General features: G+C 54.7%; 22 protein-coding genes. 5 read left to right on the top strand and 17 right to left on the bottom strand.

Annotation, left to right across the window (positions count from 1 at the left end; genetic code table 11):
* Positions 1-12 precede the first annotated feature (12 nt).
* The 3 genes from FH749_14790 to FH749_14780 all read right to left on the bottom strand — a co-directional run bounded on the left by FH749_14790 (position 13) and on the right by FH749_14780 (position 2915).
* Positions 13-249 carry a hypothetical protein gene (locus tag FH749_14790; protein MTI96716.1) on the bottom strand — a complete coding sequence of 79 codons (237 nt, stop codon included), beginning with the start codon at positions 247-249 and terminating at the stop codon, positions 13-15.
* A gap of 163 nt (positions 250-412) precedes the next feature.
* The gene (locus tag FH749_14785) at positions 413-2365 is read right to left on the bottom strand and encodes a hypothetical protein (protein MTI96715.1); all 1953 of its coding nucleotides are present in this window, start codon (positions 2363-2365) and stop codon (positions 413-415) included.
* A gap of 1 nt (position 2366) precedes the next feature.
* Complete coding sequence (locus tag FH749_14780; protein MTI96714.1) at positions 2367-2915, bottom strand: RNA polymerase sigma factor; 549 nt, start codon at positions 2913-2915, stop codon at positions 2367-2369.
* A gap of 103 nt (positions 2916-3018) precedes the next feature.
* Here FH749_14780 and FH749_14775 point away from each other — a divergent pair, with 103 nt between their 5' ends.
* Both FH749_14775 and FH749_14770 read left to right on the top strand, forming a co-directional pair.
* Positions 3019-3825 carry a PIG-L family deacetylase gene (locus FH749_14775; GenBank protein ID MTI96713.1) on the top strand — a complete coding sequence of 269 codons (807 nt, stop codon included), beginning with the start codon at positions 3019-3021 and terminating at the stop codon, positions 3823-3825.
* An 89-nt stretch (positions 3826-3914) separates the two neighbouring features.
* Positions 3915-5315, top strand: a complete 1401-nt coding sequence (locus tag FH749_14770; protein MTI96712.1) for a PTS sugar transporter — start codon at positions 3915-3917, stop codon at positions 5313-5315.
* 69 nt (positions 5316-5384) lie between these two features.
* On the opposite strand, the gene FH749_14765 is transcribed toward FH749_14770, so the two are convergent.
* The 3 genes from FH749_14765 to FH749_14755 form a co-directional block, all read right to left on the bottom strand.
* Positions 5385-5792, bottom strand: coding sequence for a HEPN domain-containing protein (locus FH749_14765; GenBank protein ID MTI96711.1), 408 nt, complete (start codon positions 5790-5792; stop codon positions 5385-5387).
* Entirely contained in the window at positions 5785-6108 is a 324-nt protein-coding gene (locus FH749_14760) for a nucleotidyltransferase domain-containing protein (protein ID MTI96710.1), read from the bottom strand. The genes FH749_14765 and FH749_14760 overlap by 8 nt, the downstream gene beginning before the upstream one ends.
* 240 nt (positions 6109-6348) lie before the next feature.
* Positions 6349-6501 (bottom strand): transcriptional regulator, encoded by a 153-nt coding sequence (locus tag FH749_14755; GenBank protein ID MTI96709.1) that lies wholly within the window; start codon positions 6499-6501, stop codon positions 6349-6351.
* A 413-nt stretch (positions 6502-6914) separates the two neighbouring features.
* Between FH749_14755 and FH749_14750 the strand changes: the two genes are divergently transcribed.
* The gene (locus FH749_14750) at positions 6915-7280 is read left to right on the top strand and encodes a PadR family transcriptional regulator (GenBank protein ID MTI96708.1); all 366 of its coding nucleotides are present in this window, start codon (positions 6915-6917) and stop codon (positions 7278-7280) included.
* Between the two features lie 36 nt (positions 7281-7316).
* On the opposite strand, the gene FH749_14745 is transcribed toward FH749_14750, so the two are convergent.
* The 9 genes from FH749_14745 to FH749_14705 form a co-directional block, all read right to left on the bottom strand.
* Positions 7317-7940, bottom strand: coding sequence for a class I SAM-dependent methyltransferase (locus FH749_14745; protein MTI96707.1), 624 nt, complete (start codon positions 7938-7940; stop codon positions 7317-7319).
* A gap of 110 nt (positions 7941-8050) precedes the next feature.
* Entirely contained in the window at positions 8051-9397 is a 1347-nt protein-coding gene (locus FH749_14740) for a sigma-54-dependent Fis family transcriptional regulator (GenBank protein ID MTI96706.1), read from the bottom strand.
* Entirely contained in the window at positions 9375-10802 is a 1428-nt protein-coding gene (locus tag FH749_14735) for a PAS domain-containing protein (protein MTI96705.1), read from the bottom strand. Before FH749_14735 ends, FH749_14740 begins: the two co-directional genes overlap by 23 nt.
* A gap of 50 nt (positions 10803-10852) precedes the next feature.
* Entirely contained in the window at positions 10853-11068 is a 216-nt protein-coding gene (locus FH749_14730; protein MTI96704.1) for a hypothetical protein, read from the bottom strand.
* Between the two features lie 25 nt (positions 11069-11093).
* Complete coding sequence (locus FH749_14725; protein MTI96703.1) at positions 11094-13277, bottom strand: methyltransferase domain-containing protein; 2184 nt, start codon at positions 13275-13277, stop codon at positions 11094-11096.
* A 12-nt stretch (positions 13278-13289) separates the two neighbouring features.
* Positions 13290-14105, bottom strand: coding sequence for a prolipoprotein diacylglyceryl transferase (lgt, locus tag FH749_14720; GenBank protein ID MTI96702.1), 816 nt, complete (start codon positions 14103-14105; stop codon positions 13290-13292).
* 156 nt (positions 14106-14261) lie between these two features.
* Complete coding sequence (locus FH749_14715; protein MTI96701.1) at positions 14262-15371, bottom strand: aminopeptidase; 1110 nt, start codon at positions 15369-15371, stop codon at positions 14262-14264.
* 115 nt (positions 15372-15486) lie between these two features.
* Positions 15487-16521 (bottom strand): hypothetical protein, encoded by a 1035-nt coding sequence (locus FH749_14710; protein ID MTI96700.1) that lies wholly within the window; start codon positions 16519-16521, stop codon positions 15487-15489.
* A gap of 71 nt (positions 16522-16592) precedes the next feature.
* On the bottom strand, positions 16593-17636 hold the full coding sequence (locus tag FH749_14705) for a hypothetical protein (protein ID MTI96699.1): 1044 nt from the start codon (positions 17634-17636) through the stop codon (positions 16593-16595).
* A 123-nt stretch (positions 17637-17759) separates the two neighbouring features.
* On the opposite strand from FH749_14705, the gene FH749_14700 reads away from it, so the two are divergent.
* Both FH749_14700 and FH749_14695 read left to right on the top strand, forming a co-directional pair.
* Entirely contained in the window at positions 17760-18380 is a 621-nt protein-coding gene (locus tag FH749_14700) for a phosphoribosyltransferase (protein ID MTI96698.1), read from the top strand.
* A gap of 258 nt (positions 18381-18638) precedes the next feature.
* Positions 18639-20543, top strand: coding sequence for an endonuclease MutS2 (locus FH749_14695; protein MTI96697.1), 1905 nt, complete (start codon positions 18639-18641; stop codon positions 20541-20543).
* Positions 20544-20571: 28 nt separating this feature from the next.
* Here the strand turns inward: FH749_14695 and FH749_14690 are convergent, their stop codons facing one another.
* Entirely contained in the window at positions 20572-21582 is a 1011-nt protein-coding gene (locus FH749_14690; GenBank protein MTI96696.1) for an alpha/beta hydrolase, read from the bottom strand.
* Entirely contained in the window at positions 21554-22249 is a 696-nt protein-coding gene (locus FH749_14685) for an epoxyqueuosine reductase (GenBank protein MTI96695.1), read from the bottom strand. Before FH749_14685 ends, FH749_14690 begins: the two co-directional genes overlap by 29 nt.
* Positions 22250-22605 lie beyond the last annotated feature (356 nt).

Below are 22605 nucleotides of genomic sequence, written 5' to 3'. Positions count from 1 at the left end.
ACACCCTCCTCCTTATAACGTCCACATTGTAATCCGCAGCCGTACATCTTCCTGGCAACGCGGACAATAGTAGAGATGGACACATTCGTCCCCTCCCGACAAATCCTCACCCAACTGTTGACTGAGATAGGGGCTGTAATCATCGACAAACTCCTGAAGCGCGCCCCTGTCTTCCAAATTGCCGCCACAATAGGGGCAAAATCTTCTGGCGCCCTGCAGGCCGTTGCAGACCGGGCATATTCTTTCCACGGGCAAACCTCCGGCTCAGTTTTCAATATTATGCCACCTAGGTCGACGAATATCTGCCTGCGCCCCCGGTTATCCATAATCTGCATCCCAGTTTTATCCTAACGCAAGCGATGGGTAAGATGCAAGAAAAAAACTAGCGGCCCCAATTCAGGCCGCTAGCATACTACTGGAACAGTTTATCTACATCTACCCGCTCTACCCCGCGATTTGTGACGAGGCCCAAGGTAGATTCGTCCAGCCATACAGGCGTTGCCGCATCGAGACTGAGCCCGATTAACTCCCCTTCCGGACTGATAAGCTCAACCCGACTGCGGTTTGTATCCCGACGGTAGAGCAGGAACTTGCCGCTGTACTCGACCGAGTCCATAAACACATGCGGATAAGCGGTTTGAACATCAGAAAGAATTTGGGAGCCGCTTTGCTGCCAATGCAGAACCTCTACCCTGTCACCGCAGACTGCGGTAACCAACAACCCTTCCGCTTCAGCTAGTCGCACTATGTCTGCCTCCAAACTCAGTATATTGTAAGGGGCAGACTGGCTGGAGCTTACAGATATTAGCTTAACCGTGACCCCAGTGTCAGTTTGTTCCGCAACTGCCGCCAACCGTGAATTGTACCAGGCAGCAGCTAACAAATCGCCGTCAAAGCTCGCTGTCAATTGCTCTTGGCCCCGGGTGTGCAGCCAAAGCTCGGCCCCACGGATTTCCAGGGCCGCCTCCTCTCCCCAAATCAAGTCGCCGCTTTTGGGGCCATAGGTCAGGAGATGCCAGACGCCAAACTCGCTGAACTGCTGTCGCTGAAGCAACGGCTCGCTTAGGTTCCAACGCTCCACAACCTCCCCGTCGTCCAACAGAGTCAGCGTCAGCTCCTGTCCGCGGATTTCCTCCACCAGCAGCCAGTCACCTAAGCCCTGGATATCGCTGATCTCCCCCTGGGAAACGTAAACTGTCTGGGATTCTGGCTGATCATAAACCCATACCCTGCGGTTGTCGTGATGCCAGAGGCGTTCCCCGTCCCGGCTGTAGCCAAACAAATCGCTGCTGCGCCAGACGATTGTCCCGTCATAGTCAGCGACCTGGAGCAGGTGGGTTTGACCGCCGATCAGGACAGAGACCGGCCACAAACCCCGATCATACTGACCCACATCCACAACTTCCAGGCCGGTGTCGGCGCGGATTATATCTGCCACTGCATCCGGTTTGGTCCGTTTATCCTCAGGCAATTCCACCGTCAGGAAAAACTCGCTTTCCCCCTCGGCCCAAATCAGCGACCGCCCCTGGGGTAGCAGCGCCTCGATCCGCCACATCCCGTCGGCCCGTTCAAAGCTATATACTTGCCGCACATCCAAGCGCTCCTCCAAAACAGCGAACAACCGGCGCAAATCAAGTAGTTTATAGCTGTCGGGTTCAGCGGTCACCAGGTAATTCAGGCTGGCCTCTGCCTGTTGCGCGGTGAGCCCGACATAGTCTCCGTAAATCTCGATATACCGCTGTTCCAGGGACAATTCGTGCTCATCCCGGGCCGGGTCCAGCAAAAACGTCGGTTCGTCGAAGGTGTTCTGGCCGATTACGCTCAAATCCAGGGTAATTGTTCCCGGCTCTCTTGGGTTGGGCAGCAGGGCCAGCAAGGTTAAACTGTCGATAGTTTCGAGAACAGACACCGGCGGCGACGGCGGCAAGTTGGCGATACCCCCCTCAGCGTGCCAGTGTCCGGCGCTGTCCCGGATAAACTCGCGCCACTGGTCATCTTGGACAGCGGCTATTGTCATTTCATACTCTGTGCCATCAGGACTGACCTGCAGGGTCAGGTCCAGTAAGCGGGCTGTCTCCGGGAGGCCCTCCGCTGTTCGGAAAGCTTGCCAGGCGGCAGCCAAATCGGTCTGGTTGGCGACGTGGCCCGGACTCAGGGGATCAATTTCCGGGCCCGTTTGCGGCAAGACAAAAAGGAGTATCAGGACAACAGCAGCTGTCAAACCCAAGGCAGGTCGCAGCCAGCGCTGGATGTTTTTTTGCCGCGGAGTAAGAACATTTTTCAAGATCCGCTCTCGGGTGGCATACTCGGCATGAAAACGAGGCAAATCCACCGACAGGGATTCCCGGTTCATTTCCCTCTTCATTTCACCTGACACCTCCCATGAGCTGAGAATTCATTTCGATGCGCAATGCCTTCAGACTCCGATAAAGGATAGTTCGCACATTGGCCTCGCTGAGGCCCATAATAGTTGCGACTTCCTTGGTGGAAAAATTATACATTACCCGCAGAACAACTATCGAGCGGTTGCGGAAGCCCATGTTTGCTAAGCGCTCCAGCACTTCTCGCACCTGCTCCTTGATATACACGCGTTCGTCCGGTCCCGGCGCCAGGTCGGGGATGCTCTCGCTAAGCCAATTGGAAGGCAACATTCGCCGGCGCCGGAACCAGTCACTGATCTGACGCCGGGCAATCCCAAAGATCCAGGTTTTCAGCTCGCTGTCGCCGCGGAACTGCTCCCGGGCCTTATAGACCTTGACGAAGATCTCCTGGGCCACATCTTCTGCATTGGCGTGGCCCACCGAATAGCAGACATAATTATAGATATCATCAAAATAGCGCTGATAAATGATGCAATAGGCATCATCATCGCCCTGGCAAAATTTCTGGACAACCTGGCTCCATTCCAAACTCAGCCCCCCTTCCCCTCAATAGACGCGCCAAACCACAAAAACGTGACACCAATTCTGATTAAATGCCTCCGCAAACAGAAAAACTATGTTGTGAGGAGGTTTGCTCATGGATAGAAAATATAAAATATTGCTTTCGGCCGCCGGCACATTGGTTGCCGCCGGTGGCGCCTATGTACTCTGGCAGGCCCGTAAACTTTCGCCGCCCAAAATCAACGATGCCCAAGAGGCGGGCAGAATCATTCTCCAGGGTGGGCAAAGGGTGCTGGTGTTCACTGCCCATCCCGATGATGTGGAACTGCTGGCCGGCGGCACCCTGCGCCGCCTCCATCAATTGGGCAGTCCCATCACCGTAGTTGACGCCACCGACGGCGAAAAGGGGGTAAACATGCAAAACCTCGCCCCCCGGCGCCAACGGGAACAAAAGCTCGCCAGCAGCATCCTCGGTTACGATGATATCAAGTTCCTCCACTTTCCCGATATGGAATTAAAAGACCAGGACAAACTGCTCGCCCGGGTGAAATCAATCTGGGAAGAAGAGAACCCGCAATTGGTTTTTGCCTTTGATCCGCTGCACTACCATCCCTGGCTCAGACATCCCGACCACATTGCCCTGGGTGAGGCGGTGGTTCACGCCGCCGGCGAACTGGACTCCGACGCCATGATTTGCCTTTACGGCAGCGCCAAAGCCTCCCAATTGGTGGATATCAGTGGTGTAATCAATATCAAGGTCCGGGCGGTCTGCAGCCACCGCAGTCAATTGCGGGGCGGAATTAGGATGACTAAGATGCTGGTCCGGCGCCTAGCCCGGACCACCGCCTTTGGCTCTCCCTTCCGCTACGCCGAGGCCTTCCGCAGCCTGCATAACATCCATACATTTGTGCCGCCCACAGCCGAAGAGCAGGCGGAATCCTAAGGCCAAGCTTCCATCATTTTATCATTTTTCCCTGCTTTGGTCCTGTCTAAAGCAGGAATTACCCTCCCAACAGACAATTAATACAGAAAATGATTGTGGGGAGGGTTTTTGCTATGGCCAAGGGAATGCAGAAGTTCGGTTCCGCTGCCATGACACCGATAGCTGTTTTGCCGGCCGCTGCCTTACTGCTGGCGCTGGGTAATTTGCTCCTGGAGCTGGAGGCAGTCCATCAGGTCTTTGCCGTAACAGGGGGCGCCTTGGATGGCGCTGGCGCCTTTATCATTGAAAACATCGGCTTAATCTTTGCCGTCGGCCTTGCCATCGGTCTCGCCGACGACGCCAGCATCGCCGGGTTTACCGCTGTCATCAGTTATGTAATCATCACCGGCATTGCCGGCATCGAGGCCGAGATGGGGATACTGGCGGGCATCGCCGCCGCCCTCACTGCGGCCCTGCTCTACAACCGCTTCCATACGATCCGCCTTCATCCCTGGCTGAGCTTTTTTGGCGGCCGGCGGTTTGTGCCAATCATCGCCGCCCTGGCCAGTGTACTGGTGGGCGGCGCCTTGGCGCTAATTTGGCCCATTCTTGATTCGGGCATTCAGGCTGCCGGTCAGTGGATTCAGTCTGCCGGCGGCATCGGCATTGGCATCTACGGCGCGTTGGAACGGCTGCTCTTGCCCATCGGTATGCACCATGTGCTCAATGCCTTTGTCCTGGCGGTGATGGGCGAGTTCGAGACCATCAGCGGCGTCTTGGTCCGGGGGGAAGTCTTCCGCTTTCTCGCCGGCGACCCGGCCGCAGGATTTTTCCTCGCCGGCGCCTATCCAATCAAGCTCTTTGCCCTCCCGGCCGCCTGCCTCGCCATGTACCGGGCCGCCCGGCCCACCCAGCGCCTCAAGGTCAAGGGACTGCTGATTGCCGCTGCGGCTACCAGCATCCTCACCGGCATCACCGAGCCGGTGGAATTCGCGTTTCTGTTTACCGCGCCATTGCTCTATGGTGTCCATGTCCTGCTCACCGGGTCGGCCTTCTGGCTCGGGCAGCTGCTGGGCTTCCGCCACGGCTTTGGCTCCTCGGCGGGGATACTGGAGTATGTCCTCAACCTGCATCTTGCTGAGCGGCCCTGGCTGCTCTTGCCCCTGGGCATTGCCTACGGACTTATTTATTACCTACTCTTCACCTGGCTGATCAAGAAGTTAAACCTCGCCACCCCCGGCCGCCTGGCAACCGAAACCCAGGCAGACATCAAGGCCGATCACGAGACCGCCCAAAAAATAATCGCCGACCTGGGTGGCGCCGAAAACCTGGTCAAAATCAATTCCTGCCTCACCCGACTACGGGTGACGGTCCAGGACAGCGCCAAAGTGGACCGCGCACACCTGGAGCAACTGGCGCCGGTGGTGGGCAAAGACGAGGCCCTGCAAATAGTAGTCGGCACCGTTGCAGACGAACTGAAAATCCTGGTGCGCAAACTGACAAATAAATAATCGAGCATTATTTAAGCGACCAAAGAACTTTCGCTCTGGTCGCTTAACATCTTTCAAACTATTATGTTACTACTCTCTAAATTCATGAACCATTTCTTGTGCGACATTTAGAACGAGGTTTTGGATTGCTCGCGCACTGTTCAGCGCCTGCATCATGTCTGTTTCTGACAACGACACTTCCATCGGATATCTGGGCTGTATACCATAAGCATTAAGATCAGAACAATGATCAGCTATATCAGCAAAATCATCTAATAGGCTACCACAGTTCTTGCACAATTCATCTAAATCATGTGTTTTAGGAGGGTTTATACCATTGAGGACGAGATAGCCCTTGAGGTATTTTTCCGCAGATTGCTGACAGTGATAACAGATTACCTCAACCGGAACAGGATGCATGTTGAGAAGATATTCCGCACTTTTTAGGTCCATGGCAGCAAACCTTTGCCATTGCTGGGCCTGTGCTACATTATCCATACAGCACCATCCCCTCCTGAACGACTTCACGTTCAATGGTAGGAGCTAATTTACGCTGATCAAATTTATTCTTTTTACTGACCACCACATCCACTGGCATTGCTTTTTTATCTCTAATCGCCCTATAGATTAACTTAATTGCGTCAATCTCTCGGATATCTGCATCTTCTGATATCACAACATATATATCGAGGTCTGATTCAGCATGTGACATACCATTCGCGTGGGATCCAAACAAAAAAATCTGTTCAACAGGCACGGTATTGATTATGATTTCTTTGATGATATCTAGTTGTTCCTGTACCCGTTTCTCCATAATCTGCACCTCCACTTTATCATGCTAAATAAGCGAAACTTGCCTTTCAATGATTAACCTATAGACTTCTACATTCACATTATACCGCATATTGCCTTATTTTTGTAATGTACTGGTTGGACCAACGATTATCTCGCATCGTTCGCCAGATTCTCATCTAAATTAGATGATGTTCAAGAAAACCCTGTATTGGTAAATGGAAACCAATTTATTTTGCTGGCAGCCCTTAATTTTTTATAATTACTCATTTCCCTGCGTTCCGATGCTGATACTTTTAAACCCTTGTTGTTGGAGAAGAGCGCACAGTTCATGAGAATAACACGGTGTGTCGCTGAGATTTTTGAGGACACATCCTTCAAGACTCCCTTTTAGCATTTGAGTTTTGTTTACCATAAGATTGCTCCCCTTGTTTCCAGTCCGGAAATATCCTTGAGCATTTGGGTAAATTTGTAATACAATTAACCTTCGCAGTCAATAACTGTATAGATTTCGCCATCTTATCTGCAGCTTACGGACAAGGAACCTGTCCCTCTGTCCGTATTGCCGACGAACTGAAAATCCTGCTCCGCAAACTGACAAATAAATAACCGGACAAGGGGACAGGTCCCTTGTCCGGAGGACAGAAGTTTCACGACGTCATCACCGGTTGCGGGTGCAGTTCGTTTGTTTGTCTCCGCCGCGACAGTCGCTAACATCCGCCCGGTTAATAGTGTCAGCAACGACCGGGTTTCTATCCCCGGCAGATATTGGCTGAATGCTTTTGACAACTCGGAAATGGTAGCTTACAATCGGGTGGGGGGAATAATATGACATCGACCAAGAACTGTATTACCTGCCGTTGTCCCCGCCGGGTGCACCGGTTCATCGAGCCCTGCCTGCTGCTCAGCCTGCGGCGGCGTCCATCGTACGGCTACCAGCTTCTGGAGGATCTCCGGGATTTTGGCTTCAACGCCGAGCCTGACACCGCCGCCCTCTACCGCAACCTCCGCCGAATGGAGGAAGAGGGTTATGTAACATCTGAGTGGCATCCCGGCGAAGCGGGGCCAGCCAAGCGCTATTATAAAATTACGCCTCTGGGCTGTCGTCTGCTGGCGGAATGGGCTGATGCCATGGAAGTGCAAAAACATGCCCTGGGCCAGTTCGTCGAAGCTTACAAACAGGAATTTAAGTAACCGGCCACCGGGAAACGTACCCGTTGGCCGGTTACTTTATACTGTGGCAATGAACTCTTTGACAATGTCCCGGCTGAAATTTGTTTCGTTGATGATTTTCAAGCCTGCCATGCGAATATTGTCCGCTGTCGGCCGGTTGATATTGGCACCATAGAGACGAACTATCAGCGGGTTAAGCAAATCCATCAGTGGCCCGAGGAGCGCGCCGCTACTGCGCACATGCTCCAGGAGCAAAACCTGACCGTCGGGCTTGCAAACCCTGGCCACCTCCTTCAAGCCCCGAACCGGATCTGGCACAGAGCAAAACACACAGGTGGCAATCACTGTATCGAAATAATTATCCGTAAAACCCAGTTTTTCAACATCCATCTCCAACAAGCTCACATCAATCCCATCCCGTTCGGCCCGACGACGAGCCCGGGCGAGCATCTTCGGACTGAGATCAATCGCCGTTACTTCAGCATCCGGCGGATACCAGGCCATATTCTTCCCTGTACCGACGCCTATTTCCAGCACTCGACCCCGGGCCCGCTGCCATAGTTTTTCTCGCCACTTGGCCATACCCATTGCTTCCATCGGACTCTCCACCAAGTCATAGAGGAAAGCGACCCGGTCGTAGCGCCGACGAATGGTCTCGCTGTCAGCCTTTCTTCTGGCCACTATTATTATCTTGCTGGTTCAAATCACAGCAGTCGAGGCGCTTGTTCCCCATCTCCTTGGAATTTTCCGCAGCCAGTTTTTCCAGCATCTTTTTTAACCATTTAAACATGCTAATCATCCTTTAAATCATATTTGCTCAAACGATAGAGCAGTGTATGACGGCTGATGCCCAATAGATTCGCAGCCCTGGTCTTGTTGCCGTCTGTCTTCTGTAAGGCCTGAACCAACAAACTTTTTTCCAACTCTTCCAGATTTACGCCCTGCTCGGGCAGCTCAAAGTCGGCGTGGACCGCCGCTTTCCGGGCGAACAACTCTTGTGGCAATAAATCAGTACTCAGCTCCGAACCGCCAGCGAGGATCACCGCCCGCTCCAGCACATTCTCCAGCTCCCGGATATTTCCCGGCCAGCGATAACCTGAGAAAACAGCTAAAACCTCGTCAGTCACTTTCAAAGCTGGTTTGCCCAACTCGGCGCAATATTTACCTATAAAATGCTCGGTGAGCAAAGGGATATCCGCTTTCCGCTCCCGCAGCGGCGGCACATGAATCGGCACCACATTTAAGCGGTAAAACAAGTCCTCACGGAACTCGCCGGCAGCAACCATCTCCGCCAAGTTGCGGTTGGTGGCCGTCACCACCCGCACATTCACCGGGATGGTCTCGGTGCCGCCCACCCGTTCCAACTCTCGCTCCTGCAACACCCGCAGTAAGCGCACCTGGGTGGCCGGCGGTAATTCGCCCACCTCATCCAAAAACAAAGTGCCGCCGTCGGCCCGCTCAAAGCGGCCCGGCTTGCGGTTGACGGCGCCGGTAAAGGCGCCCTTTTCATGCCCAAAAAGCTCGCTCTCCAAGAGGTTTTCTGGCAGCGCCCCGCAGTTCACACCAATAAACGGTCCCTCACTGCGCGGGCTTTGACGATGGATTGCCTTGGCCACCAGCTCCTTGCCGGTACCGCTCTCGCCCTCAATCAGCACTGTAGCCGGGCTAGGCGCAACTTTTGCCACCAGCTCCATCACAGCCATAAACTGCGGACTCTCGCCGATAATATCAGCTGCCTGCATTTCCTGACGCAGCAGGCCAACTTCCCGGGTCAGACTGGCCAGCTTCAGGGTCCTGGCAATTGTCGCCCGCACAGTTTCCAGCTCGAAGGGTTTGGTTATATAGTCATCGGCGCCGATTTTCATCGCCTCAATGGCGTTATCAATGGTGCCGTGGGCGGTAATCATCAGGACCGGCAACGTTTTGTCTAGTTCCTTAAGCTTTTTCAAGACTTCCATGCCGTTTAACCCCGGCATCTTTACATCCAGGACCACCAAATCCGGCTGATGCTCTGCATACTGCTCCAGGCCGTCCCGGCCGTCGTCGGCAGTGAGCACCCTATGGCCGTCTGCGCTCAAGGCCTGGGAAAGGGCCCAGCGCATATTCTTTTCATCATCAATTACGAGAATCGTCGCCATCGCCATCACCTCCCGGCAGCTTAATTGTAAACATCGCGCCACCTTCCGGACTGTCGCCAACCTCTAACGTGCCGCCGTGATCCGTGACAATCCGGTGCACCAAAGTCAAACCGAGGCCGGTCCCCTGTTCACGGGTTGTGTAAAAGGGATCAAAGATCCGCTCCCGGTTTCCAGGCGCCACACCGGGGCCCGCATCGGCGACACTGACCCCAACGCCTTCCTTTGTCCGCTCCAGACGCAAAACCACTGTGCCACCGTCCGGTTGCGCTTCGATTGCGTTAAAAATAAGATTTACCAGCGCCTGTTTCAGTTTTTCCCGGTCGCCGTCCACCTTTAGATCCGCGTCTCCGCTCAGCAAGAGCTCGATCTTGTTTTGCGCGGCATAGCGTTCTGTCAGGGTCACAACCTCCTCCGCCAGGGCGCTGAAATTGAAGATTGCACTGGTATTGGGCACAGGCCGGGCAAAATCCATCAACTCGCCAATTACGCCGCTGGCTCGGTTCACTTCCGCTTCAATAATTGCCAGACCTTCTTTTTCCACTCCGTCCACCTGCCGCTTTGATCGCATCGTCTGGGCAATCGTCTTGATAATCCCCAGGGGATTGCGGATTTCGTGGGCAATCCCGGCGGCCAGCACCCCGGTTGCCGCCAGACGGTCGGCCCGGCGCACCTGACGTTCCAAGTCCCGGATATCTCGCATATCCTCGGCCACCAACAGAACGCCAATGATTTTCTGCTCCACTGAGCGCAGGGGGAGAATGTGCAGGCGCAGCGGCAACGCCTCTTCTTCTTTGTCGGGATGGGAGTACTCTGTCTCCAGTCCGGAAATAGCATGGCCGGTCTTCAGAACCGCCTGCAAGCGGTCCGGCAAATCTCCAAGACCTGTGGCCAAGTGCTCTGCCCTCTGCCCACAGGCCGATTCGTCCCAACCCAAAAGCTCGGTGAGACGCTGGTTTACCCGCATCAGACGCAGTTCGGGATCAAAAGCCGCCACGCCTGTGACCATACTTTCCAAAATATTATGAGTGTAATTTTCCAAAGCGGTAATTTGCTCAAGTTGGCGGGTGACCATGTGTTGATGTCGATGTTGATGCTCCACCAACACACCGGTGATTACGCCAATGGTCATGAAGAGGATTATTTCCATCACCTGATTCAGGGCCGCCAGGTCCAGGGCGCCCACATACAGGAGGAGATGGGGCGCATAGAGCAAAGCGACAATTAGGGATGTCACAAGCCCGCCCTGAAACCGAAAGCGAAAAGCCGCGTAGATTATCGGCACATAGTATAACCGCCGATAAAATTCATGGAGTTGCAACCGGTAATGGGCAGTGAAATAGTGCAGGCCTGTTATAACCACCAGCATCACAATCAGCGCCAACAAATCTTTTTTTCTCGCCGCCATACCGGTCACTCCTTCCTTTCGCCTATTATAACCTGAATAACCGGGAATTGTCAGGACGGTCTGGGGTTTCGGCTCCACAACCGATAGATTAGATACGCAGATGCCGCCAACGGCAGCGCCAAAAGTGTGAAGCGGGCCAGGCCGGGCCAACCTGTGCCGCAGATGGTGGGCGCGCCAAGGCCAAAGTAGCGGAAACTCAGATTATACCCAAGGACAAACAGCAAAACCAAAGCTGCGCTTAGTAAAATCAGGGGCCATTTGCGCATAGTCTAACCTCCTTCGAAAAAATGATTACTCCTGCAGAATCACCTGACCAAGGCCGCGAATCAGCAGCAAATACAGGGCCGCGCCCAGATACAGGGTTACCGCGAACCCCCAATGCATTGCCAGCACAGTTGCCAGAGTTGCGCCTGCCACCGACATAACTCCATTCAGCGCCCAGGCAAGAGGTATACTTTCCTCCCGTCCCTGCTCACCCATTGCCGCCAAACTCAGGGGAAAGAGAACTCCCAAGAACACGCCAACAGGCAAAATACTCAAGAAAGTGACGGCAACTCGCAGCGCCAGACCGGCACCTGCAAACCAACTGAAGGCTTGTGGGAGCAGCCAAGGATAGAGAACAAGCAGCAGCGGCAGAACATAGAGCAAGTTGCGGCGGGAACGCAAGCGACCAGAAAGGGCGCTGCCCAGGCCGGCGCTTAGTAAGAGCGCTGCCAGCACCACGGTAAAGCTGCGGGAAGGATGGCCCATAAACAAGGTGTAGTATTGCAGGAGCGGCACCTCCACCAACATAAACGCGGCCCCCAGGAGGGCAAACCAGCCCTTAACGGAAGCATTTGTTTTTGTCCGCCGGGTACTGAAGAAAATTGTCGCCACCAAACCACTGACAAACAAGAGAAGGATCAACATCGCTGGAATCCCCCGTTCCAACTTGTAAAAGAAGGGGCGCAGATCAGTGGCAGGACGGATATCATACGGGGCATCGGCCACCAGCTCACTAATCGTCACCTCGCCCTGGGCGATTGCCGTGACCACAGTTCCCGGCATGCCCGGCACGTGTAAAATGGTGTGACCGTGTTCAATGGCGACATCGGTAAACGCCTCCGCCTCAACTGCCGTCAGCGGCTCCGGCTTAACAAGCAAAGCCGGGTTGGGAATATCGCCGTGGCCGGGCTGGGGAGAAAAGGCAATGGCCAAATGTCTGTCCAACTGGCTTTCCGACACTCCCCGCTCCGCTAGCACCTCGGCCGCAGTTGTAATCAGTTTTAACAAATCTGCTTCGTCATGGGTGATAAAGCCCAAGTAACCGCCCGGCGCCAACTTATCAAAATAATCGTGGAAAGCTTCTTTGGTGTAGATATAATTCTCAGCCAGGGCATAGCCGGCGGCATCAGCAGATTGGGCCATCACCTGGGAGAGATAGATGACATCATATTTATCCTGGGAAGAACGGACATAGCTTCTGCCGTCCCCGGCGACAATCTCTACCTCCGGCCGCTGATAAATACCGCCGGCAAAATCGGCCAGCTGTTCTACGGCCTCAATGCTGCCACGATTTATCTCCACTCCTGTCACCTGCCTGTGCCCGGCCAACAGGGCGAGATGTACATCCCGGCCGCCCCCCGGGCCCATCACCAGCACCCGCTCCCGCGCCCCCAGGGCCAGGGGCAGATAACCAATGTACTCCTCGCCCCATGCCACGCTTTCGGGAGTACCATCATAGCGCCACATCCCCGAAAGTGAACCGCCGTCGATACTGACCATTAGCTCATTTTCCCGGTTGGGGACCGCGAAAACATCGGTGCGGGCAAAGGAATCCCAGGCGCTGAACAACAGCTCGCCGCCTGAGCGTAGCAGGGCCGAATTGGGTGTGCCCTGTACTGCCGGCGCATTGCGGTCGATCTCTGGGCCCCAAAACGTGGTGGTGATGACCGCCACCAACAACAGTCCGGCAACCAAAGCACTGTTTACACGTCTGGAGGCAGGCAAAGCTGCTGCCGCTGCCGCGGCAGTTGCCAACGCGAAAATGGCAAACACGCTCAAGGCATCGATAACCGTGAGGGCCAGCCCGGCGGCGATGGCTGCACCGGCGAGATCAGCGAAATAAAGATATGCTGTCTGCCTGTGATGTGCGGCATAAAGCCGGGCAAACCAGATGCCGGCAGCGAAAAACGGCAGTCCCGCGCCAATCAGATAGGGAACAAACCCGGGAATGAAAGGAAGGCCAAAAAACATCAGCGTTGCCAAGGCCAAAAACCAGGGCAACTTTTCTGGTCGTTCCACATCTCCACCCACTGCCTTCTTGCGCAGAGCCCAGAAACTACCCAGGCCCATGGCGAGAATCGCCGTCGAGGTGATAAGGAACGCGTAATGATACAAAAACACAGCGGAGAAATAACGGGTGAGACCGACCTGATAGCCAAGCAATGCAAAACTTACCAGTAGAACCCGTAGCGGGCGCACTATATTGTTCAAATCAATCTCCCCCTAGAGCACCAAGTGCACAAGATAATAAATAACCGGTCCGCTGACCAATAACGCCAGCCATCCCCACCAGATCAACTTGTCCCCATTGCCAGAGCGGGGCAAATTCGCCGGTCGGGGCAGCAAAAAGTGGACCGCCGCCACCGCCAACAAACCAACGATACTCAACAGATGGGACACACTTAAGAAACCAAAAACAGTGGGGTTTACCCGGAATAACTCGACGATTCCCCGAATGATCATAAAACCGGCGAAGTATTCGAGAAATAACTGACCCTGGAGCTGTGTACTGTTCCGACGCCGCCACAGCCAGGCAAATAACGCCATATTCAGCAAGAACTCATAGATCTGCACGGGATGCAGTAACTGCCCACCAAAGGGCATGGCCCAGGGCACGCTGGTCGGCCGGCCAAAAACATCACAGCCAATCCGCCCCACTGCCTGGGCAAGAATCAACGCCGGCGCGAATATATCCGCCAGACGCCAGAAAGGCAGTTTGTGTTTCCGGACCAGCAGACCACCGACAAGCAGGCCGCCAAGCAGGCCGCCATGGATTGAAAGCCCGCCGTGATGAACGGCAAAGACTTCCAGCGGGTTTGCCAGGTAATAACCGGGGCTGTAAAAGAGTATAAACGCCAAGCGGGCGCCGACAATCCCCCCCAGCACGGTGTACAGGCCGACGGTGGTGACCTTCTCGGCGTCAAGGTCCCGTCGTCCCGCTTCTCTTTGCACCAGCCAGTAAGCGGCCAAAACGCCAAGTCCAGTCATCAACCCAAAGAAATAAATATCAAAACCTGCTATTGAAAACAAAATTTTCATTTTTAATTCATCCTCTCTACCGGTCACCCATTCATAATCGCAAAATCCATGCCACAAAAAAACCGGCGCCTAAACGCCGGTTCTTCATTTTCAACTGTGTCATTTGCCACACCAGTGACCACTTTGCCACAGCCAGCGGGAAACGTCACTGGTGACCTAAGGTTGGATGGTGAATTTACCATCTTTGTAAATCAGCTCGTCATCGGCGTAGATTTCGCCGCCAGTGCGCATGTCGCAGAGCATATCCCAGTGGATGCCGGACTCATTCTTGCCGCCGCTTTCCGGGTAGGAGGCGCCGATTGCCAAGTGCACAGTACCGCCGATTTTTTCGTCAAATAGCATGTTGCGGCTGAAACGCTGGATGCCGAAGTTGGTGCCAACAGCGACTTCGCCCACATAACGGGCGCCTTCGTCGGTGTCCAACAGGGCGTGGAGCAAATCTTCTCCCTTGGCGGCGCTGGCATTTACCACTTTGCCGTCTTTAAACTCCAGGCGGATGTCTTCGATTTCTTTGCCGGCATAAATACCTGGGAAGCTGAAGCGGATATGTCCGTTGACAGTGTCCTCCACCGGACCGGTGAAAATCTCGCCGTCGGGGAAGTTCTCACGGCCGCTGCAATTGATCCATTTGCGGTCGGCGATGGACATGGAAATATCGGTATCGGTCGAGACTATCCGCAAACGGGATTTGGCTTCCAGCCAGCGGCAAATCTTTTCCTGTTCCTGGTCGATTCGCTGCCATTCGCTTACCGGGTTATCCAGGTGCAAGAGGCCGGCGCCAACTACAAACTCGCTAAACTCGCTGAGGGAAAGTCCCGCCTCCTGGGCGCTGGCATGGGTGGGAAACTCGGTATAGCACCAGCGCAATTCACCTTTAGCGGCCCGCTCCATGAACCGGGTTTGGTTTTTGGCCGTGGCCTTGCGGTTTTTGGCTATTCGCGCCGGATCGACGCCGGCCAGGGCCTTGGTATTAAAATCAGCGCCGATGGCCAGGAAAGCATCAAAATTTTCGGTAACAAACTCCTGCAGTGGTTGGAGATATTCCAGCTGCTCGTCGCTGGCATGCTTATAAAAAATCTCCTGCAAATTCGCCAGCCCAATATTAGTGCTTACATGGGCCCCGGCCAGAATCGCTTGCTTGTAAACCGCCTCCACCAGCGGTTCGGCTAACGCAGTGCTCCGAATCATCAGGTGTTGGCCCTTCTCAATTCCCAGAGAATAGTTGACCAGTAATTTGGCCAGTTTCTCTATGCGTGGGTCAGTCATAATTACGCCTCCCGTATGTATGTATTTTCCTTTTCTTTTGACACCGACCTTAGAAATCCCTGCCCGCCTTACAAATGTCATCGTTTTGCAAAATAAAAACAGACCCGGAGGCCTGTTACGCTGGAAACCGCAAACCGCAAGCAGTCAGTTCGCGGCGCAGTTCTGGGGTCAGCAGTCCGCCGACAAAGGCCTGGCCCAGGGCCGGGTTCCACTGGCCATTGCCTTCCACCAGCACCGCCCCCCCAGGCGTGACGGCAATATCCCAGCCAATTGCCCGACACCATGGCAAGGACAGGGCCGCCTTCTCCGCCAATTCCCGCACCGCCTGCCAGTCAGGGATAACAGTTTCTGTAAAGCAGATGCCGGAATCGGGATGGCGTTGATGCCAACCGCCGCCAAACTGGGGTAAGAGCAGCCCGGGCCCCAATCGGCCGCTATTCACATCGACACCGGCCGCGATCCCGCCCGCGCTCCAGTTATCGGTATTCTGACCTTTACGCCCAAACCGGGCGGTGGCAAAGAGAATTTGCACCTGCCCGTCACTGCCGAGAAATGTAACGACCCGGCAGGTATTGAGCGAATCAGGGTTGATCTGCGCCAGTTCCGGAACATTTTGCAAATGCTCCTCCACCAAAAAGCCGGCGCCGGCGAGCAAGGACTGCTTTTGTTCCGGCGTCAACTGCTCTCCTGCCCGGAGCACCATAATCTGCTGCCCCTTCAACCCGCCCAGCGGCTTCAAAACCACACACCCCCTCTGCTCAACCAGGGGGTGCAATTGTTCTGGTGTGTGCAGAGGATTGCCAGCATTGTCATTGCCAAACCCGGGATGGAAAATCCCGTATAATTTCGCCACCGGCAGTCCTTTTTGACTCATATGACTGTGAAATAGGGCTTTATTCCGTAACACAACTTCCCACATCCGCGGATTTAAGCGCGGCCGCAGCTTCTTGACCGCGAAGGCCGTTATGATATAATCCCGCAGCTGGCGGAAATTCATGTCCCGACGCCCCAATTGGTAAAGATAATACTCTGTAGGCGACAACCGGTGCCGCGCGGCCAGCCACAGCATTTCCCAGTACTGGCGGGCCACCGGCTTATATCCCGGTTCGGAAACCGGGTGCATACGGCTAAAGAAGTTCAATACGCGCATATCATTACCTCCGTTGTCAAAAAGGAGGGGATGTCCTATCCCCCCCTTTAGACTATGACAAATTTCGGTAATTATGCACCTTTACCAACTCCGAGGTGATTAAGTTCCTGACGCAGCGTACCGGTAAGCAGTCCGCCGGTAAAGGCCTGGCCCGTCATCACATTCCATTGGCCGTTACCCTCCACCAGCACCGGCCCCTCGGTAGTCACGGCCACATCCCAGCCGATAGCAGGGCACCATGGCAATGAACGGGCTGCCCGCCGAACAACATCCAAAAGCTCAGTCCACTGGGGAATAACTGTGCCGGCAAACTCAAGCCCGCTGTCGGGATGCCGCTCACACCAGCCGCCGAACTGGGGATACATCACTCCTTGCCCCAAGGCGCCGGTTTCCACATCGATATGAACCGAAACCGCGCCCGTACTCATGCTGTCAACCTGTTGCTTGCGGCGTCCAAAACGGGCAACGGCAAACAATATCGAACTGTCTCCCTGATTATCCAAAAAGGTGACCACCCGGCATGTATTGAGCGTATCAGGATTGAAGCGAGCGAGCACCGGCTCATTCCTCAGATGCTGTTCCACAATCCACCCGTTGCCCTGGTTGAGGGCCGCTGCTTGTGCCGTCGACAATTTGTCGCCCTCGGCAGCGTCTAATATAAACACCCCCTGGCCCTTCAATCCGTCCAGGGGTTTTAATACCAAGCGTCCAAATTCTTGAAGCAGGGCCGCAAGCTCATCAATATTCCGCAGGTTTCCGCCTTCCGCTGTGTAGCCGAAACCGGGGTGGAACACTCCATATAACTTCGCCACCGGCAAGCCCTGCGCCCGCATGTGGCTGTTGAACAAGACTTTATTTCGAAGAACGACCTCCCACATCCGGGGATTTAGACGCGGACGAATTCTTTTGGCGGCTTCAGCAGATATTATATAATCAGAGAGGCTCGCCAGGCTTGCATCCTTGCGTCCCAACCGGTAAAGATAATATTCAATTGGTGAGAGTCGATACCGTAGCGCCAGCCAGAGCATTTCCAGGTACTGCCTGAAAACCGATTTGTACTCTGGCGCCCGCACCGGATGCATTCGCCCCAGGAAATCCTGCATACGCCTTAACACTGTACCTGCCTCCTAAAAGTCGTAACATAATAATTACGATAAAAAATAACATACTCGTTTCTATGTTCGCGACAGGTTTCACATTTCCTGCCACGTAATCAATTTGAAAGGAGCTGACGCTGAGTGTTTAAAAATCGCCGGGATGCTGCTCAAAAGATGCAGTCTCTGGTTACAGAATACCGCGGCGACATCGACATTGTACTGGGCATTCCCCGGGGCGGCATCGAAATCGGCTTGGAGATCGCCAAGCAGCTGAACTGTCCGTTCAAGCTAATCAATGTTCGTAAACTGGCAGACGCTGCAAATCCGGAGGTTGCCTTGGGAGCTGTCACCGATGCATCGAGCTGGGTGCATCAGCAACTGGCTGACCGCTATGATTCCACCGAGGCGGAGGCGATGGAAAGAGAGGCGCGGCTGAAACTGGCCGAGCTTAGCGATCGTTATGGACACCAGGTAGAGCTGGAGGATTTGAAAAACAAAGGGGTGTTGTTGACCGATGACGGCGCCGCCACCGGCGCCACCTTAACCGCAGCTGTCCATGCCCTGCGGGAAGCCGGCGCAAATCCGGTGGGTATCGCAGTGCCGGTGGCATCGGTGGAAGCAATCTCCCTCCTGGAAGATCAGGCCGACTTCACCCTCGCCCTGGAAACCCCGCTGGGCTTTATCGCCGTCAGCGATTATTATCAGGATTTCCACCAGGTTTCTGATCACGAAATCCAACAAATGCTGACGCGACTTGACTAATCCTGGCAAGCGCGCTATTATTAACGCAGGAGTGATTTTTTTGAGTGATTTGGTTCTTTAACTGGCAGTAATTTTATATCATCTGGATCCGGCCTCTTGCTAGGCTTAATTTTGGTTTTCCAGATGACCAGGTAAAGAACCGATATCCACAGTATCTGTATGCCCGCATGCCGTGGACCATTTGGTCTGCGGTTTTTTGTTGGGAGCAGCCCTGTTTGATTTGGGTTGCTCCCTTTTATTTTAAGGAGGTTCAGAGTAGTGAAAAAAACACTTGCAACTTTGGAATATAACAGGATTATCAACCTGCTGGCCGAGCACGCCACCAGCAAGCTTGGCAGCCGCCTCGCCCTGGAGCTGACACCCGCCGCCGACCCGCGCCGGGTCAACGCCCTGTTGGACGAAACCGACCAAGCCCGCCGCCTGCTGGACCAGGGCGGCAATGTCCCCTTGCACGGACTCTCAGATATCAGCGAATCTATCGAGCGGCTGGCCCGGGGAGCGGTGCTCTCCGCCGGCGAGTTGCTGGCCCTGGCCGACCTCTTGCGCGGCTGCCGCCGGACCCGGGATTATTTGCTCACCAAAGAATCAATCGCCCCGCTTCTGGCAACGTACAGCCGCTCCCTGACGCCACTTCCAGATTTTGAAGAGCTGGTGGAGCTGAGCATCGAGGGCAGCCGGGTCAGCGACCAGGCCAGTGCTCGCCTGAAAAAAATCCGCCAGTCGCTGCGCAATACCGAGGCAAAAATTGAGGCAAGTCTCCACAGAATAATGCTCTCGGCCTGGAATCAATATCTTCAGGATGGCTATGTCAGCCAACGGGACGGCCGCTATGTGCTGCCGGTGCGGTCCGAACACAAAAACAAAGTTCAGGGCTATGTGGTGGCAAGCTCCGGCAGCGGCGCCACCCTCTTCATCGAGCCGGCCTCAATCCGCAACCTCACCAATCAGCTCAACATCCTCCGGGGTCAGGAAGAAGAGGAAGAATATCAGGTGCTGGCCATGCTCAGCGGCGAAGCCTTCAATCAGCTCCCGGCACTTAAGATCAATATTGAAACCATGGCCGCCCTGGACCTGGTCATGGCCAAGGGAAAGTTCAGCCGCGCCCTCAACGCAGCCAGAGCAGAGTCCGGTGAAGCGGGCAGCCTCCGGCTTGCCGATGCCCGCCATCCTCTGCTCCCGGCCGAGGAAGCAGTGCCCCTCAACCTGGAGCTAAAACTCCCGGCGCGGACGCTGTTAATCACCGGCCCCAACACCGGCGGCAAGACCGTGACCCTGAAAACCGTCGGACTGCTGGCGGCCATGCATCAATCCGGCCTACACATCCCGGCGGCGCCGACAAGCAACTTACCGGTCTTTGACCAAATCCTCGCCGACATCGGCGACGGCCAGAGCCTGGAACATTCCCTTTCCACCTTCTCCTCCCATATGGGTAATATCGCAGACATCCTCCACCGGGCCACTGCCCGCTCGCTGATACTCATGGACGAAATCGGCACCGGCACCGACCCATTAGAAGGGGCGGCCCTGGGCGCATCCATCCTGGAAGATTTATGTAATCGGGGCGCCACCACTTTGGCCACCACCCATTACGGCGACTTGAAACTGTTGGCCGACCAGCACCCCGGCTTCCTCAATGGTGCCATGGATTTCGACCCCGAAACCCTGCAACCCCGCTACCGCCTGCTGATTGGCACTGGCGGCCAGTCCAACGGCATCTGGATTGCCGGCAATTTGGGCATTGCCCCCCATGTGCTTGAGCGGGCGAGAAATTATATTGGCGAACGGGGCGGCCGTCAGGGCCTTGTCCTAGAGGATGAGTATCAGGCGCCGACAGCGCCCCCGGCAAACAAAAACACAAAACTTTCCACAAGTTACGAATCTGCAAAACTACGCCTCGGTGACCGGGTACACATCCCTGCCCGGGGCATATCCGGAATAGTCGCAGAACCGCCTAATGGCAAGGGTGTGTTGACAATTCTTGTCCAAGGCGAACGGGAGCGCATCCCCGCCCGCCGAGTGAGGCTAGAACAAACCAGGGAAGAACTCTATCCGGGAGAGGACTATGATTTGGATATCGTCCTCCTTTCCAAGCAAGATCGCAAGCTCAAAAAAAAGCTGGGCAAGCGCCACCAGCCCGGCCTAGAACGAGTAATCAAACCGTAACGACAAAAGCGCCCGCAGGCGCTTTTGTTTATTCCCCAAATCCTCCCCAGCGGAGCACGGCCTCCACAAAAGTTGCCGGGTCTTCGGCGTGGGGTTGATGTCCGATGCCCTGTAGAACAATCAGGTTGGCGTCCAGTTCATGGGCCAGACAAATACTCGCTTCCGGCGGGACAACCTCGTCCTGGTCGCCGGCCACAACCAGCACCGGCACCGCCAAATCAGTAAGCCGGTGGGCCAAATCATGTTCTTTGCTTGCCAATGTATATTCCCACAGCCCCCGGTCCCAGTTTTCTGCCGACACCGACGGGACATCAGCATCCTCCGCCGTGGCGCCCAGCATGCCAAAATCATCCGCGGCAGCCTCAATACCCGGTTCGGGGACACCGTTGTCGGGGGCAAGCGCCTGGACCAGTAGCGGCCCCAGGCGTCTAATCTGGGGCAGGTTCAGAAGCGGCCGCAACCAGCCGGGAGCGCCAGCGGTGTCAACAGTTGGCGCCACCAGCACCAAACCCTCAACCCGTTCCGGATGCTCGAGAGCCAAGCTCAATGCCACCTGGGCGCCTGCAGAGTGGGCGACGAGAATCGCAGAATCCAGCTCCAACTTATCCAGCAAAGCAAGCGCCAACTCCACTTGGCCCGCCAGACTGTACGGGTTTTCACCCTCCCAGCTTAACGGTCGCTCTGTGAGGCCAAAACCGGGACGGTCAAAAGCGATAACGGTCCCCACTTCCGCCAGGGTAGCAGTGACCGGCCGCCACGAGAAAGCATTAGCGCCCAATCCGTGCAACAACAAGAAATTGGTGTCGCCACTGCCTGCTTCGGTAAAATGCACATCATACTCGCCAACTTCGATAAAATTACTCTCCGCTCTGGCCAATTCTGCCACCGGTAGAGTACCCCGAGCAGCCGGAACTGGAATCACAAGCGGGCCGATTAACAAGACTAGGAACACGCCTGCCAGCTTCTGCCATCGATTCAAGCTAAAACCCCCATTAGAACTCGTGATCAGATTATAACGGACACACCTTCTGACATAGATTGCATTCTACATAACTACATTCATCCAAAAGCGGTTGAACTTGCCGCGCCAAATCCCGGTCGTCTTCCCGGCCGGGGAAATCAAGAGCCGGGACCAGGCATTTGCCAAAGTCCAGCTTGTAATCCACCAGGGCACCGGCAGGACAAATATCCAAACATCGGCGACAATCGCCACATAACTCAGGTGTAAAGGGGTCCAGTGGCGTATCGGCAGACAGTTGCATATCTGTCAATAACACGCCCAGGCGTAAGTTCGAACCGTATTCGGGGTTGGCAATCAAGGTGTTTTTGCCCATCAGGCCGATACCTGCCAAAACTGCCGCCCGCTTAAACGCAAGTTTGTCAGTGACAATTGCCTTTTGTCCTTGTCCACAAACCCAGTCCCGAAGCCGAAACAAGCGATGCTGAATCATTTCATCGTAGAACTGGGCACGTATGTTTTTGTTGAAAACCACCGTGTCAAGGAACTTGTCTTCAGAGGCCAGACCGACGACAATTACTGACTGACACCAGGGGGCAAGTTCCAAGGGTTGGGGCCAAGTCTGGCCATCGCTTGAATATGGTTTTTTAACCGCCGGATAATCAAGGAACGCTCGGGGAGCGGCCACACCGCAGAGCGGAAACCCCAGCTGCTTGGCTTCTTTAATCAGTGCCTCTTTCATTTCCATAGCTACCTCCCCCCCTTTTTTTAATTCGCTGAAAAAATATGTATTCCTGTCCCAATAAATTCCCTAATTATATATGCGACAAAAATTTGGTTTTTCTGTAGGTTGAAAATAGAGTAGGGTAACCACTCTCATGGCTACCCCCTCATCAAACCGCACGTGCCCTGCTAAGGCATACGGCTTACCAATGTGTTTCGGCTTGAACTAAGTCGTTGCAAGTCTTTGGGCATATTCCATTTTACGGACTCGGTCGGGAGTGTAATACTCCCGGCCTTTTTCTTTTGCACGCTCGACTTTCCTTGCATGGTGCTTCCTCTGCTTCTCCTTCATCCTCCTGATGTAGTCCTCAATTGTGAAGC

Source organism: Bacillota bacterium (assembly GCA_009711825.1).
GTDB lineage: Bacteria > Bacillota > Proteinivoracia > UBA4975 > VEMY01 > VEMY01.
Note: the sequence above shows the minus strand (reverse complement) of the source record. Positions and strands in the feature narration are given on the sequence as shown.

Excerpts from the sequence above, each read along its gene's own strand:
- FH749_14785 (MTI96715.1), bottom strand. The coding sequence starts at position 2,365 with ATGAAGAGGGAAATGAACCGGGAATCCCTGTCGGTGGATTTGCCTCGT.
- FH749_14775 (MTI96713.1), top strand. The coding sequence starts at position 3,019 with ATGGATAGAAAATATAAAATATTGCTTTCGGCCGCCGGCACATTGGTT.
- FH749_14770 (MTI96712.1), top strand. The coding sequence starts at position 3,915 with ATGATTGTGGGGAGGGTTTTTGCTATGGCCAAGGGAATGCAGAAGTTC.
- FH749_14765 (MTI96711.1), bottom strand. The coding sequence starts at position 5,792 with ATGGATAATGTAGCACAGGCCCAGCAATGGCAAAGGTTTGCTGCCATG.
- FH749_14760 (MTI96710.1), bottom strand. The coding sequence starts at position 6,108 with ATGGAGAAACGGGTACAGGAACAACTAGATATCATCAAAGAAATCATA.
- FH749_14755 (MTI96709.1), bottom strand. The coding sequence starts at position 6,501 with ATGGTAAACAAAACTCAAATGCTAAAAGGGAGTCTTGAAGGATGTGTC.
- FH749_14750 (MTI96708.1), top strand. The coding sequence starts at position 6,915 with ATGACATCGACCAAGAACTGTATTACCTGCCGTTGTCCCCGCCGGGTG.
- FH749_14740 (MTI96706.1), bottom strand. The coding sequence starts at position 9,397 with ATGGCGACGATTCTCGTAATTGATGATGAAAAGAATATGCGCTGGGCC.
- FH749_14735 (MTI96705.1), bottom strand. The coding sequence starts at position 10,802 with ATGGCGGCGAGAAAAAAAGATTTGTTGGCGCTGATTGTGATGCTGGTG.
- FH749_14730 (MTI96704.1), bottom strand. The coding sequence starts at position 11,068 with ATGCGCAAATGGCCCCTGATTTTACTAAGCGCAGCTTTGGTTTTGCTG.
- lgt (MTI96702.1), bottom strand. The coding sequence starts at position 14,105 with ATGAAAATTTTGTTTTCAATAGCAGGTTTTGATATTTATTTCTTTGGG.
- FH749_14715 (MTI96701.1), bottom strand. The coding sequence starts at position 15,371 with ATGACTGACCCACGCATAGAGAAACTGGCCAAATTACTGGTCAACTAT.
- FH749_14710 (MTI96700.1), bottom strand. The coding sequence starts at position 16,521 with ATGCGCGTATTGAACTTCTTTAGCCGTATGCACCCGGTTTCCGAACCG.
- FH749_14685 (MTI96695.1), bottom strand. The coding sequence starts at position 22,249 with ATGGAAATGAAAGAGGCACTGATTAAAGAAGCCAAGCAGCTGGGGTTT.